Origin of the sequence: Klebsiella sp. C283, from assembly GCF_048822555.1 — a bacterium.
In the GTDB taxonomy this organism is placed as follows: Bacteria; Pseudomonadota; Gammaproteobacteria; order Enterobacterales; family Enterobacteriaceae; genus Klebsiella; species Klebsiella quasipneumoniae.
This window is the reverse complement of the sequence record NZ_JBMEZS010000015.1, coordinates 1-13182: the sequence shown is the minus strand read 5'-3', so window position 1 is coordinate 13182 and position 13182 is coordinate 1. Positions and strand designations below refer to the sequence as shown.

Annotated in this window: 13 protein-coding genes; 10 read left to right on the top strand and 3 right to left on the bottom strand. The window is 57.2% G+C overall.

From position 1 onward, the window contains the following. The first annotated feature begins 94 nt into the window (after nucleotides 1-94). From tatA to tatD, 4 genes are read left to right on the top strand one after another with little or no spacing between them, the layout of a single operon-like run. Complete coding sequence (gene tatA / locus ACOI7Z_RS23925; protein WP_002883425.1) at nucleotides 95-346, top strand: Sec-independent protein translocase subunit TatA; 252 nt, start codon at nucleotides 95-97, stop codon at nucleotides 344-346. Between the two features lie 3 nt (nucleotides 347-349). Beyond that, nucleotides 350-874 (top strand): Sec-independent protein translocase protein TatB, encoded by a 525-nt coding sequence (tatB, locus tag ACOI7Z_RS23920; protein ID WP_023291582.1) that lies wholly within the window; start codon nucleotides 350-352, stop codon nucleotides 872-874. Nucleotides 875-876: 2 nt separating this feature from the next. Then, complete coding sequence (gene tatC, locus ACOI7Z_RS23915; RefSeq protein ID WP_004886745.1) at nucleotides 877-1656, top strand: Sec-independent protein translocase subunit TatC; 780 nt, start codon at nucleotides 877-879, stop codon at nucleotides 1654-1656. Nucleotides 1657-1699: 43 nt separating this feature from the next. Continuing rightward, nucleotides 1700-2491, top strand: a complete 792-nt coding sequence (gene tatD / locus ACOI7Z_RS23910; RefSeq protein WP_032454525.1) for a 3'-5' ssDNA/RNA exonuclease TatD — start codon at nucleotides 1700-1702, stop codon at nucleotides 2489-2491. On the opposite strand, the gene rfaH is transcribed toward tatD, so the two are convergent. Beyond that, entirely contained in the window at nucleotides 2488-2976 is a 489-nt protein-coding gene (gene rfaH / locus ACOI7Z_RS23905) for a transcription/translation regulatory transformer protein RfaH (protein ID WP_004886742.1), read from the bottom strand. The genes tatD and rfaH overlap by 4 nt on opposite strands. Nucleotides 2977-3154: 178 nt before the next feature. Here rfaH and ubiD point away from each other — a divergent pair, with 178 nt between their 5' ends. Continuing rightward, entirely contained in the window at nucleotides 3155-4630 is a 1476-nt protein-coding gene (gene ubiD / locus ACOI7Z_RS23900) for a 4-hydroxy-3-polyprenylbenzoate decarboxylase (RefSeq protein WP_023291584.1), read from the top strand. A gap of 49 nt (nucleotides 4631-4679) precedes the next feature. Next, nucleotides 4680-5381: an NAD(P)H-flavin reductase gene (gene fre, locus ACOI7Z_RS23895; RefSeq protein ID WP_004886735.1), complete on the top strand. Its 702-nt coding sequence runs from the start codon at nucleotides 4680-4682 to the stop codon at nucleotides 5379-5381. Between the two features lie 193 nt (nucleotides 5382-5574). Here fre and fadA read toward each other — a convergent pair whose 3' ends face one another. After that, entirely contained in the window at nucleotides 5575-6738 is a 1164-nt protein-coding gene (gene fadA / locus ACOI7Z_RS23890; RefSeq protein ID WP_004886733.1) for an acetyl-CoA C-acyltransferase FadA, read from the bottom strand. Between the two features lie 9 nt (nucleotides 6739-6747). Further along, nucleotides 6748-8937 carry a fatty acid oxidation complex subunit alpha FadB gene (gene fadB, locus ACOI7Z_RS23885; protein ID WP_087849093.1) on the bottom strand — a complete coding sequence of 730 codons (2190 nt, stop codon included), beginning with the start codon at nucleotides 8935-8937 and terminating at the stop codon, nucleotides 6748-6750. A 191-nt stretch (nucleotides 8938-9128) separates the two neighbouring features. Between fadB and pepQ the strand changes: the two genes are divergently transcribed. From pepQ to hemG, 4 genes are read left to right on the top strand one after another with little or no spacing between them, the layout of a single operon-like run. Beyond that, nucleotides 9129-10460 carry a Xaa-Pro dipeptidase gene (gene pepQ / locus ACOI7Z_RS23880; RefSeq protein ID WP_087849092.1) on the top strand — a complete coding sequence of 444 codons (1332 nt, stop codon included), beginning with the start codon at nucleotides 9129-9131 and terminating at the stop codon, nucleotides 10458-10460. Next, a complete protein-coding gene (locus ACOI7Z_RS23875; RefSeq protein WP_004886726.1) occupies nucleotides 10460-11074 on the top strand; it encodes an IMPACT family protein in 615 nt (204 codons plus the stop codon). Before pepQ ends, ACOI7Z_RS23875 begins: the two co-directional genes overlap by 1 nt. Nucleotides 11075-11113: 39 nt before the next feature. After that, entirely contained in the window at nucleotides 11114-12565 is a 1452-nt protein-coding gene (gene trkH, locus ACOI7Z_RS23870) for a Trk system potassium transporter TrkH (RefSeq protein ID WP_004886724.1), read from the top strand. An 11-nt stretch (nucleotides 12566-12576) separates the two neighbouring features. Continuing rightward, nucleotides 12577-13119: a menaquinone-dependent protoporphyrinogen IX dehydrogenase gene (gene hemG / locus ACOI7Z_RS23865; RefSeq protein WP_023291587.1), complete on the top strand. Its 543-nt coding sequence runs from the start codon at nucleotides 12577-12579 to the stop codon at nucleotides 13117-13119. Nucleotides 13120-13182 lie beyond the last annotated feature (63 nt).

Here is a 13182-nt window from a genome sequence, read left to right as displayed (position 1 = left end):
CAAAATCATGCCGGTGGCCTGACGGCGAGGCGGCTGGCAGGATGGCGTGTATAATGCGTCCACATAATTCATCATCTGTCATAGGGGAACGTGTATGGGTGGTATCAGTATTTGGCAGTTATTAATTGTTGTCGTCATCGTAGTTCTGCTATTCGGGACGAAGAAGCTGAGCTCACTGGGGTCAGACTTAGGGGCATCCATCAAAGGCTTTAAAAAAGCCATGAGTGATGATGATAAACCCGAAAAGTCGGCGCCAGACGCAGATTTCACGGCGAAAACTATCGCCGACAAACAGGATGATGCAAAAAAAGACGAGACAAAACGCCACGACAAAGAGCAGGTGTAACTCGTGTTCGATATTGGTTTTAGTGAACTACTGCTGGTGTTTGTAATTGGCCTCATTGTTCTGGGGCCACAGCGGCTTCCCGTCGCGGTTAAAACGGTGGTTGGCTGGATCCGTACGCTACGGTCGCTGGCGACCACGGTGCAGAATGAGCTGGCTCAGGAGCTAAAACTGCAGGAGTTCCAGGAGAGCCTCAAGAAGGTGGAAAAGGCCAGCCTGAATAACCTGACGCCGGAGCTGAAAGCCTCTATGGACGAGCTGCGCGAGGCCGCGGAATCGATGAAGCGCTCCTATAGCGCCCACGATCCGGAAAAGGCCAGCGACGAAGCGAATACCATCCATAATCCGGTGGTGAAAGGCAGCGAAGCGCAGCGGCAGGACGTCACGCCGGCGACGGCCGAACATCAGGCCAGCGCTCCGGTTCATGCGCCGGAGCCCGTGGCCGACGAGCAACCCGCTTCACCGGCAGAGAAAACATCCGCTACGGCGGCTGCCCCCCATTCTTCCCCCGCATCGAGTGATAAACCGTAAACATGGGCGTAGACGATACACAACCGCTAATTTCGCATCTGATTGAGCTGCGCAAGCGTCTGCTCAACAGCATCATTGCTATCCTGGTGATCTTCCTGGCGCTGGTCTATTTCGCCAATGATATCTATCAGCTGGTCTCGGCCCCGCTTATCAGCAAGATGCCGGTAGGCGCGACGATGATCGCCACCGATGTCGCTTCACCTTTCTTTACGCCGATAAAGCTGACCTTTATGGTGTCGGTGATCCTGTCGGTGCCGATTATTCTGTATCAGGTATGGGCCTTCGTCGCGCCGGCGCTGTATAAGCACGAGCGCCGGCTGGTGGTGCCCTTGCTGGTCTCCAGCACGCTGCTGTTCTATATCGGCATGGCTTTCGCGTATTTTGTCGTGTTTCCGCTGGCGTTCGGCTTTCTGACCCATGCTGCCCCGGAGGGGGTGCTGGTCTCGACCGATATCCGCAGCTATCTCGACTTCGTGATGGCGCTGTTTATGGCGTTCGGGGTCTCTTTTGAGGTGCCGGTCGCCATTGTGCTGCTCTGCTGGATGGGCGTCACTACGCCGGAAGAGCTGCGCAAAAAACGGCCGTATGTGCTGGTGGGCGCCTTCGTGGTGGGCATGCTGCTGACGCCGCCGGACGTGTTCTCGCAGACGCTGCTGGCCATTCCGATGTACTGTCTGTTTGAAGTCGGGGTGTTCTTCGCCCGCTTCTACACCGGGAAGCGCCTGACGCGCGATGACGATGCCGCGGCCGAAGCTGAAGCCGCTGAGCACAGAGAAGAGTAATACCGCCAACCGCCCGTCAGGGCGGTTGTTATATGGAGCGATCATGTTTGATATCGGCGTTAATCTGACCAGTTCACAGTTTGCTCGCGACCATGATGAGGTGGTGGCGCGCGCCCGGTCGGCGGGGGTCCACGGCATGCTGCTGACCGGCACAAATTTGCCGGAGAGCCAGCAGGCGCAGAGAATGGCGAGCCATTACGCCGGCTGCTGGTCCACGGCGGGGGTTCATCCCCATGACGGCAGCAGCTGGACGCCAGCGGTCGCCGAGGCGATTTATGTCCTTGCCCGCGAGCCGCAGGTGGTGGCGATAGGGGAATGTGGTCTGGATTTTAATCGTAATTTCTCCACGCCGCAGGAGCAGGAGGCGGCATTCAGCGCCCAACTGGCGCTGGCCGCCGAGCTGTCGATGCCGGTGTTTTTACACTGCCGCGACGCCCACGACCGGTTTCTGACGCTACTTAAACCCTGGCTTGGGAAGATCCCGGGCGCGGTGCTGCACTGCTTTACCGGCAGCCGCAGCGAGGTGCAGGAATGTCTGGATCTGGGGCTGTTTATCGGCATTACCGGTTGGGTGTGCGATGAGCGGCGCGGGCTCGAGCTGCGAGAGCTACTGCCGGCGATCCCGGCGGAACGTCTGCTGCTGGAGACCGATGCGCCCTATCTGCTGCCGCGCGACCTCAAGCCGAAACCCGCCTCGCGTCGTAACGAGCCCGCGTATTTGCCGCATATCCTGGCCAGCGTCGCGGCCTGGCGCGGCGAGGAGGCGCAGTGGCTTGAGGCGCAAACGGACGCAAACGTTAGGGCGCTGTTTGGCGTAGACGTTATCGGCGCTTAGATTTTCTGGAAATCGGTGTTTTTAACGCTCTGCAGGACTTGCTTATTCAGCAGGTTTAACAGCAACATAGAGCGTGCTTCACCGTCCGGCTCGGTAAATATAGCCTGTAAGCCTTCGAACGCGCCGTCGGTGATCAGTACGCTATCGCCCTCATGCGGCGTTTCCGGGTCGGTGATGCCTTCCGGTTTATAGATAGAGAGCTGATGGATGACCGCCGAGGGGACGATAGCGGGTAGGGCGCCAAAGCGCACGAAGTTGTTAACCCCGCGGGTGGCGCTGATGGTGGTGGTATGAATCACCTCTGGATCGAACTCAATAAACAGGTAGTTCGGGAACAGCGGTTCGCTGACCATGGTGCGTTTACCGCGAATGATTTTTTCCAGCGCAATCGTCGGCATCAGGCAGTTAACTGACTGACGTTCCAGATGTTCCTGGGCTCGTTGTAGCTGCCCACGTTTGCAATACAGTAAGTACCAGGCTTGCATAATGACTCATTCCACTTCTAATAACGGCAAGCATAACAAATGGCTGGTGTAATCGCGAAAGCCATTATAATTGAAATCCAAATTTCAGCGTTCTTTCACGCTAATTTAACAAAATTACAGCATCTCGCCGTTGAACACCGTATAATTAGCCGCCTGTAGAGAGGTCAATAACACTTTCATGAAATATCACGATCTTCGCGACTTTCTGACACTCCTGGAACAACAGGGCGAACTAAAACGTATCACTCTGCCGGTCGATCCCCACCTGGAAATCACCGAAATTGCCGACCGCACCCTGCGCGCTGGCGGTCCGGCGTTGCTGTTTGAGAATCCGAAAGGCTATACCATGCCGGTGCTGTGCAACCTGTTCGGCACGCCGCGGCGCGTGGCGCTGGGAATGGGTCAGGAGGACGTCAGTTCGCTGCGCGAGGTGGGTAAGCTGTTAGCCTTTCTGAAAGAGCCTGAGCCGCCCAAAGGTTTCCGCGATCTGTTTGATAAGCTGCCGCAGTTTAAGCAAGTGCTGAATATGCCGACCAAACGTCTGCGCGGCGCCCCCTGCCAGCAAAAAATCATCCAGGGCGATGACGTCGACCTGAGGAAAATCCCGATTATGACCTGCTGGCCGGACGATGCCGCGCCGCTGATCACCTGGGGGCTGACGGTGACCCGCGGGCCGCACAAAGAGCGGCAGAACCTGGGGATTTATCGCCAGCAGCTGATTGGCAAAAACAAACTGATTATGCGCTGGCTGTCTCATCGCGGCGGCGCACTGGATTTCCAGGAGTGGAGCGCGGCGCGTCCGGGCGAACGCTTCCCGGTTTCTGTGGCGCTCGGCGCCGACCCAGCGACCATTCTTGGCGCGGTGACCCCGGTGCCGGATACGTTGTCGGAATATGCCTTTGCCGGGCTGCTGCGCGGTACCAAAACCGAAGTGGTGAAATGCGTCTCGAACGATCTTGAAGTGCCTGCCAGCGCAGAGATTGTGCTGGAAGGTTATATCGAGGCCGGGGAGATGGCGCCGGAAGGTCCGTATGGCGACCATACCGGCTACTACAATGAAGTAGACCAGTTTCCGGTGTTTACGGTCACCCATATTACCCAACGTGAAGACGCGATTTATCATTCGACCTATACCGGCCGTCCGCCGGATGAGCCTGCGGTGCTGGGCGTGGCGCTGAATGAAGTCTTCGTCCCGATCCTGCAAAAACAGTTTCCGGAAATCGTCGATTTCTATCTGCCGCCGGAAGGGTGCTCCTACCGCCTGGCGGTGGTGACGATGAAAAAACAGTATGCAGGCCATGCCAAGCGCGTGATGATGGGCGTCTGGTCGTTCCTGCGCCAGTTTATGTACACCAAATTCGTGATTGTCTGCGATGACGATGTCAACGCCCGCGACTGGAACGATGTGATTTGGGCGATCACTACCCGTATGGACCCGGCTCGTGATACGGTACTGGTAGAGAATACGCCAATTGATTATCTGGATTTTGCCTCGCCGGTTTCCGGCCTGGGTTCAAAAATGGGGCTGGATGCCACCAATAAATGGCCTGGCGAAACCCAGCGTGAATGGGGTCGCCCAATCAAAAAAGATCCTGCCGTCACGGCGCGCATTGACGCCATCTGGGATGATCTGGCCATCTTTAAACAACAGTAAGCGGGGCTAACGCCGCTGTTTTGCTCTATATACCCGACAGAGGGGACGCATGACAACCTTAAGCTGTAAAGTGACCTCGGTGGAGGCGATTACCGATACCGTGTATCGTGTTCGATTAGTACCGGAAGCGGCATTCTCTTTCCGCGCTGGCCAGTATCTGATGGTGGTAATGGATGAGCGCGACAAACGCCCATTCTCCATGGCCTCCACGCCGGCGGAACAGGAATTTATCGAACTGCATATCGGCGCCTCGGAGCTCAATCTGTACGCGATGGCGGTCATGGATCGCATCCTGAAAGAGCGCGAAATTGAGGTTGATATCCCGCATGGCGAAGCCTGGCTGCGTGAAGATGAAGACCGCCCGCTGATTTTGATTGCCGGCGGCACCGGCTTCTCTTATGTGCGTTCTATTCTGCTGACCGCGCTGTCACGCAATCCTCAGCGCGATATCGCGATTTACTGGGGCGGCCGCGAGACCAAACATCTGTACGATCTGGCTGAGCTGGAAGCCTTGAGCGTCAAACATCCGAATCTGCGCATTGAGCCGGTGGTTGAGCAGCCGGAAGAGGGCTGGCGTGGGCGTTCCGGCACCGTGCTGACCGCGGTGCTGCAGGATTACGGTACCCTGGCCGATCACGATATCTATATTGCCGGGCGTTTTGAGATGGCCAAGATTGCTCGCGACCTGTTCTGCAACGAACGCGGCGCGCGCGAAGATCGCCTGTTTGGCGACGCGTTTGCCTTTATCTGATATCTGCAAATAAAAAACCCGCCCCTGACAGGCGGGAAGAACGGCAACTAAACTGTCTCTCTTCGCCAATGACGTCATAACTGCGTCGGCTGCGCTCGCTCACCCGAATCACTTACTTCAGTAAGCTCATCGGGGTTCGCTCGCTTGCCGCCTTGTTCTGACGCCATTGGCTGTGAGATACCCTTTTGTAAATTTACACCCGCTCAAACACGGTGGCGATCCCTTGTCCCAGGCCAATGCACATGGTGGCGAGGCCGAACTGGGCATCTTTACGCTCCATCTGATTGATCAACGTAGTGCTAATACGCGCCCCGGAACAACCGAGCGGATGACCGAGCGCGATCGCCCCGCCGTTAAGGTTGATCTTCTCATCGATCTGCTCCATCAGGCCCAGATCTTTAATGCACGGCAGGATCTGCGCGGCAAAGGCCTCATTCATTTCAAAGACGTCGATATCGCTGGTGGATAAGCCCGCTTTTTTCAGCGCCAGCTTCGAGGCGGGAACCGGGCCATAGCCCATAATGGACGGGTCGCAGCCGACCACCGCCATCGAACGGACGCGGGCGCGTGGCTTCAGCCCCAGTTCGCGGGCGCGACTTTCGCTCATCAGCAGCATCGCCGCCGCGCCATCGGAAAGGGCGGAAGAGGTACCCGCCGTTACCGTACCGGTCACCGGGTCAAACGCCGGCCTCAGGGTAGACAGCGTCTCGACGGTGGTTTCCGGGCGGATCACTTCGTCATAGTTAAAGGACTTCAGTACGCCATCGGCATCGTGGCCGCCGGTGGGGATAATCTCGGCTTTGAATGCGCCGGACTGGGTCGCAGCCCAGGCGCGGGCGTGGGAGCGCGCGGCGAACTGATCCTGCATTTCCCGGCTAATGCCGTGCAGACGCGCCAGCATTTCAGCGGTCAGCCCCATCATCCCTGCCGCCTTCGCCACGTTGCGACTCAGGCCCGGGTGGAAATCGACGCCGTGGCTCATCGGCACATGGCCCATGTGCTCCACGCCGCCAATCAGGCAAACGCTGGCATCGCCGGTCATGATCATGCGTGCGGCATCGTGCAGCGCCTGCATGGAAGAACCGCACAGACGGTTAACCGTGTTTGCCGGTACCGAATGCGGGATCTCCGCCAGCAGCGCCGCGTTACGGGCGATGTTAAAACCCTGCTCGAGGGTTTGCTGTACGCAGCCCCAGTAGATATCGTCTATCGCGCTTGCCTCAAGCGACGGGTTGCGCGACAGCAGGCTACGCATCAGGTGCGCGGAGAGGTCTTCCGCGCGCACGTGGCGAAATGCGCCGCCCTTTGAACGGCCCATCGGGGTGCGAATAGCATCGACAATGACAACCTGTTCCATTGTGACTCCTTAAGCCGTTTTCAGAGCGCCAACCGGACGGGCTGGCTCTACCTGGGGATAATACGCTTCGTTATGGCGCGCTTTGTCACGCAGACCGGCAGGGACTTCATACAGCGGCCCAAGGTGCTGGTACTGCTGCGCCATATCGAGATACTTCGCGCTGCCGATGGTATCCAGCCAGCGGAAGGCGCCGCCGTGGAACGGAGGGAAGCCGAGGCCGTATACCAGCGCCATATCCGCTTCCGCCGGGCTGGCGATAATGCCTTCTTCCAGGCAGCGGACGACTTCGTTAACCATCGGGATCATCATGCGGGCGATAATCTCTTCATCGCTGAAATCGCGCTTCGGCTGGCTGACGTCGGCCAGCAGGCTGTCGACGGCGGCATCTTCTTCTTTCTTCGGCTTACCTTTGCTGTCGTCTTTATAGCGCCAGAAGCCGAGGCCGTTCTTCTGGCCGAAACGGTTGGCGTCAAACAGGGCGTCGATGGCGTCGCGATAATCTTTCTGCATCCGCTGCGGGAATCCCGCCGCCATGACCGCCTGAGCATGGTGCGCGGTGTCGATGCCGACCACGTCCAGCAGATAGGCCGGGCCCATCGGCCAGCCAAACTGTTTCTCCATCACTTTGTCGACTTTGCGGAAATCCGCCCCGTCGCGCAGCAGCTGGCTGAAGCCGGCGAAGTAGGGGAACAGCACGCGGTTGACGAAGAAACCGGGACAATCATTGACCACGATTGGCGTCTTGCCCATTTTGCTGGCCCAGGCGACGACTTTGGCAATGGTCTTATCCGAGGTTTTTTCGCCGCGGATCACTTCTACCAGCGGCATGCGATGCACCGGGTTAAAGAAGTGCATGCCGCAGAAGTTTTCCGGGCGCTGCAGAACGCTGGCCAGCTCGCTGATGGGGATCGTTGAGGTGTTGGACGCCAGCACGCTATCCGGGCGGATTTTATCTTCCGTTTCCGCCAGCACCGCTTTCTTCACTTTCGGGTTTTCCACCACCGCTTCAACGACCACGTCCACGCGATCAAAACCGCTATACTCCAGCGTCGGCTGAATGGTGCTTATTACTCCGGCCAGCTTCAGACCGTCGATTTTGCCGCGTTCCAGCTGTTTATTCAGTAGCTTCGCCGCTTCGGTCATGCCGAGCGTCAGCGATTTATCGTTGATATCCTTCATGATGACCGGCACGCCTTTCCACGCCGACTGATAAGCGATGCCGCCGCCCATAATGCCCGCGCCCAGGACGGCGGCCTGCTTCGGCGTTTCGACATCTTTGGTCAGTTTTTTCGCTTTCGCTTTGACGTACTGGTCGTTGAGGAAGATACCGACCAGCGCGCGGGCCTCATTGGTATGAGCCAGCGGGACAAAGCTTTTATTTTCCAGCACCAGGGCCTCTTCACGACCAAGACGCGCGGCGGCTTCAATGGTTTTCACCGCGGTGATCGGCGCCGGATAATGCTTCCCGGCGGTTTGCGCGACCATGGCTTTGGCGATGGTGAAACTCATCGTCGCTTCAATTTTGCTGAGCTTCAGCGGCTCCAGCTTCGGTTGACGTTTCGCTTTCCAGTCCAGGTCGCCCTGAATCGCCTGGCGCAGGATCGCCAGCGCGCCGTCGCGCAGTTTGTCGGCAGCAACTACGCCATCCACCAGGCCGATTTTCAGCGCTTGCTCGGCACCGACATCTTTCCCGGCAGCAATGATCTCCAGCGCGCTGTCGGCGCCGAGCAGGCGCGGCAAACGGACTGAGCCGCCGAAGCCTGGCATAATGCCGAGTTTGGTTTCCGGCAGACCAATGCGCAGATCCGGCGTCGCCAGGCGGTAATCGGTCGCCAGGACGCATTCACAACCACCGCCCAGCGCGTAACCGTTGACGGCGGAGACGGTGGGGACCGGAAGATCTTCCAGACGGTTGAAGACGCTGTTAGCAAAATGCAGCCATTGGCTTAACTGCTCCTCAGGGACCAGGAACAGTGAGAGGAATTCCGTAATATCCGCGCCGACGATAAACGCCGCTTTTTCAGAGCGCAGCATCAGGCCTTTAAGATCGTTTTGTTTTTCCAGTACGTCCAGCGCATGACCGAGGCTGGCTACGGTTGCGGTATCAAGCTTGTTGACCGAACCTGGGGCATCGAACACCAGTTCGGCGATGCCATCTTCCAGCCAGTCGAGGTACAGGGTGTCGCCTTTGTAGAGCATGTCAGTCTCCTGAATCCAGCAATATGATCTGGTCATACCAGATGAAACGGAGTGTGGAATTTATGTTAAAGAATTGCAAATTACTCTTTAAATAATTGCTGGTCGGATCACATCCGGTGGAAATCACCCGCACGCAGGTCGATGTGCTAAGATGCGGAGTATCACGATCCCATAAAAGCAAAGGACAAAAGATGGAATCCCTGGCCGCGCTCTATAAAAATCATATTGTTACCCTACAAGAACGTACCCGCGACGTCCTGTCCCGTTTTCAGATGGATGCTCTGCTGATTCACTCCGGCGAGCTGGTTAACGTCTTCCTTGATGACCATCCGTACCCGTTCAAGGTCAATCCGCAGTTCAAAGCCTGGGTGCCGGTGACTCAGGTGCCTAACTGCTGGTTGCTGGTGGACGGTGTGAATAAACCGAAGCTGTGGTTCTATCTGCCGGTTGATTACTGGCATAACGTTGAGCCGCTGCCGACCTCGTTCTGGACCGAAGAGGTCGATGTGGTCGCGCTGCCGAAGGCCGATGGCATCGGCAGCCAACTGCCTGCCGCTCGCGGAAATATTGGTTATATCGGGCCGGTGCCGGAGCGCGCGCTGGGTCTGGGAATCGCCGCGGATAAGATCAACCCGAAAGGGGTTATCGATTATCTGCATTACTACCGGGCTTACAAAACCGATTACGAGCTGGCCTGTATGCGTGAAGCGCAGAAGTCGGCGGTGAATGGTCATCGTGCGGCCTATGAAGCTTTCCAGTCCGGGATGAGCGAATTCGATATCAATCAGGCCTATCTTACCGCAACCGGTCACCGCGATACCGACGTGCCTTACAGCAACATCGTGGCGCTGAACGAGCATGCTTCTGTCCTGCACTACACCAAACTGGACCACCGAGCTCCGGCGGAAATGCGCAGCTTCCTGCTCGACGCCGGTGCGGAATATAACGGCTATGCTGCGGATCTGACGCGGACCTGGGCGGCACACGGCGATAACGATTTCGCCCATTTGATTAAAGACGTTAACGACGAGCAGCTGGCGCTGATTAGCACCATGAAAGCCGGGACTCGCTACGTCGATTACCATATCCAGTTCCACCAGCGTATTGCGAAACTGCTGCGTAAACACCAGTTAGTCACTGACATGAGCGAAGAGGCGATGGTGGAAAACGATCTGACCGGGCCATTTATGCCGCACGGGATTGGTCATCCGCTGGGTCTGCAGGTGCATGATGTTGCTGGCTTTATGCAAGACGACGCCGGTACGCATCTGGCGGCGCCAGCGAAATACCCGTATCTGCGCTGCACCCGTATTATCGAGCCGCGTATGGTGTTGACCATTGAACCCGGCATCTACTTTATCGAGTCGTTACTGGCGCCGTGGCGTGAAGGCCCGTTCAGCAAACACTTCAACTGGCAAAAAATTGACGCCATGAAGCCATTCGGCGGGATCCGTATCGAAGATAACGTGGTGGTTCACGAAAACAGTATCGAAAACATGACGCGCGATCTGAAGCTGGCCTAATGGAGAGCTGGTTAATCCCGGCGGCGCCCGTTTCCGTCGTTGAGGAGATCAAAAAGAGCCGTTTTATCACGCTGTTGGCGCATACCGACGGCGTGGCGGCGGCGAAAGCCTTTGTCGAGTCCGTCAGAGCGGATCACCCTGATGCCCGTCACCACTGCGTGGCGTGGGTCGCCGGACCGCCTGATGATTCGCAACAGCTTGGGTTTTCTGATGATGGCGAACCGGCGGGAACGGCGGGTAAACCGATGCTGGCGCAGCTGATGGGAAGCGGCGTCGGCGAGATAACCGCTGTCGTCGTGCGTTACTACGGTGGTATCCTGCTGGGCACCGGCGGCCTGGTGAAAGCCTATGGCGGCGGTGTTCATCAGGCGCTGGCGCAGTTGACGACACTGCGCAAGACGCCGTTAACGGCATATACTTTGCAATGTGAATATGGGCAACTGGCCGGCGTCGAAGCGCTGCTCGCCCAATTTTCCGGCAACGTCGTTGAAAGCGAATATCTGGCGTCGGTTCGGCTGCGCGTGGCGCTTCCCCAGGCTGAAGTGGCGGCTTTTTCAGCAAAACTGGCTGATTTTAGTCGCGGTTCATTGCAATTGCTGAAGATTAACGAATAATCCCCTCTGTTTTTTTGCCTATCAAAGGAAGCGCCAGAGATGCATTTTCGCGCCATAACCCGAATCGTTGGACTACTGGTCATCTTGTTTTCGGGGACGATGATCGTCCCGGGATTAGTGGCCCTGATATATCGCGATGGCGCGGGACGGGCCTTCACTCAAACTTTTTTTGTCGCTCTGGCGATCGGCTCCATGCTGTGGTGGCCGAACCGTAAGCAAAAGGGCGAACTGAAATCCCGTGAAGGATTTCTGATCGTGGTGCTGTTCTGGACCGTGCTGGGTAGCGTAGGGGCCTTGCCCTTTATTTTCGCCGAACAGCCGAACCTGACGGTGACGGATGCCTTCTTCGAGTCATTTTCCGGCCTGACGACGACCGGGGCGACCACCCTGGTGGGGCTGGACTCGCTCCCGCACGCTATCCTCTTTTACCGGCAGATGCTGCAGTGGTTCGGCGGCATGGGGATCATTGTGTTGGCGGTGGCGATTCTGCCTATCCTCGGCGTCGGGGGGATGCAGCTCTACCGTGCGGAAATGCCCGGCCCGCTGAAAGATAACAAGATGCGCCCGCGCATCGCCGAGACGGCAAAGACATTGTGGCTCATCTATGTGTTACTGACGGTCGCCTGCGCATTGGCGCTCTGGTTTGCCGGTATGCCGGCCTTCGATGCGATAGGGCACAGCTTCGCCACCATCGCCATCGGCGGTTTCTCGACTCACGATGCCAGCGTCGGCTATTTCAACAGCCCGATGATCAACTCCATCATTGCCATCTTCCTGCTGATCTCCGGCTGTAACTACGGTCTGCATTTTTCGTTGTTGAGCGGACGCAGCCTGAAGGTGTACTGGCGCGACCCTGAGTTTCGAATGTTCATTGGCGTCCAGTTGACGCTGGTCATCGTCTGTACGCTGGTGCTATGGCTTCATAACGTGTACGGCTCGGTGCTGACGACGCTGAATCAGGCGTTTTTCCAGGTGGTGTCGATGGCGACCACCGCGGGATTCACCACCGATAGCATTGCGCGCTGGCCGCTGTTCCTGCCGGTGCTTCTGCTGTGCTCCGCATTTATCGGCGGCTGCGCAGGCTCCACGGGCGGTGGCTTAAAGGTTATCCGTATCCTGTTGCTGTTCAAGCAGGGCAACCGTGAGCTTAAGCGTCTGGTTCACCCGAATGCGGTGTATAGCATTAAATTAGGTAACCGCGCGCTGCCGGAACGTATTCTGGAAGCGGTATGGGGATTCTTCTCCGCCTATGCGCTGGTTTTTATCATTAGTATGCTGGCTATTATCGCCACCGGGGTGGATGACTTCTCCGCTTTCGCCTCCGTGGTGGCGACATTGAACAACCTCGGGCCTGGGCTCGGCGTCGTCGCGGACAACTTTGCCACCATGAACCCGGTCGCGAAATGGATCCTGATTGCTAATATGCTGTTTGGTCGTCTGGAAGTGTTCACCTTACTGGTGCTCTTTACTCCCACTTTCTGGCGCGAATAACAGGAGTGCTCGTGAAAACTTTAATTCTCTTTTCCACCCGCGACGGGCAGACACGTGAAATCGCTTCGTTTCTCGCCTCTGAGCTTAAAGAGCTGGGTATCGATGCGGACACCCTGAATCTGAACCGTACCGATGACGTGGAATGGCATCATTATGATCGCGTGGTGATTGGCGCGTCGATTCGCTACGGACACTTTCATCCGGCGGTGGACCGCTTTGTGAAAAAGCACCTTGCAGCATTGCAGGCGCTGCCGGGGGCATTCTTTTCGGTGAACCTGGTTGCGCGCAAACCCGAGAAGCGCACGCCGCAGACCAACAGCTATACGCGCAAGTTTCTGCTCAACTCGCCGTGGCAGCCGCAGAGCTGCGCGGTGTTTGCCGGGGCGCTACGTTACCCGCGTTACCGCTGGTACGATCGGTTTATGATCCGCCTGATTATGAAAATGACCGGGGGCGAAACGGATACCCGTAAAGAAGTGGTCTATACCGACTGGCAACAGGTCTCCCGATTTGCCCGAGAAATCGCGCAAATGATCCGCAAACAGGGCGTTTAAACAGCGTCTTGATGGAAAAGCGAGCGAACGAAAAGTTTTTTTGCATTTCCCCTTGTCACCTCG

Bases quoted from the DNA above. Each gene is read 5' to 3' on its own strand.
- ACOI7Z_RS23875 (WP_004886726.1), top strand. From the start codon at position 10,460: ATGGAGAGCTGGTTAATCCCGGCGGCGCCCGTTTCCGTCGTTGAGGAG.
- tatA (WP_002883425.1), top strand. From the start codon at position 95: ATGGGTGGTATCAGTATTTGGCAGTTATTAATTGTTGTCGTCATCGTA.
- fre (WP_004886735.1), top strand. From the start codon at position 4,680: ATGACAACCTTAAGCTGTAAAGTGACCTCGGTGGAGGCGATTACCGAT.
- rfaH (WP_004886742.1), bottom strand. From the start codon at position 2,976: ATGCAAGCCTGGTACTTACTGTATTGCAAACGTGGGCAGCTACAACGA.
- ubiD (WP_023291584.1), top strand. From the start codon at position 3,155: ATGAAATATCACGATCTTCGCGACTTTCTGACACTCCTGGAACAACAG.
- pepQ (WP_087849092.1), top strand. From the start codon at position 9,129: ATGGAATCCCTGGCCGCGCTCTATAAAAATCATATTGTTACCCTACAA.
- trkH (WP_004886724.1), top strand. From the start codon at position 11,114: ATGCATTTTCGCGCCATAACCCGAATCGTTGGACTACTGGTCATCTTG.
- tatD (WP_032454525.1), top strand. From the start codon at position 1,700: ATGTTTGATATCGGCGTTAATCTGACCAGTTCACAGTTTGCTCGCGAC.
- fadB (WP_087849093.1), bottom strand. From the start codon at position 8,937: ATGCTCTACAAAGGCGACACCCTGTACCTCGACTGGCTGGAAGATGGC.
- tatC (WP_004886745.1), top strand. From the start codon at position 877: ATGGGCGTAGACGATACACAACCGCTAATTTCGCATCTGATTGAGCTG.
- fadA (WP_004886733.1), bottom strand. From the start codon at position 6,738: ATGGAACAGGTTGTCATTGTCGATGCTATTCGCACCCCGATGGGCCGT.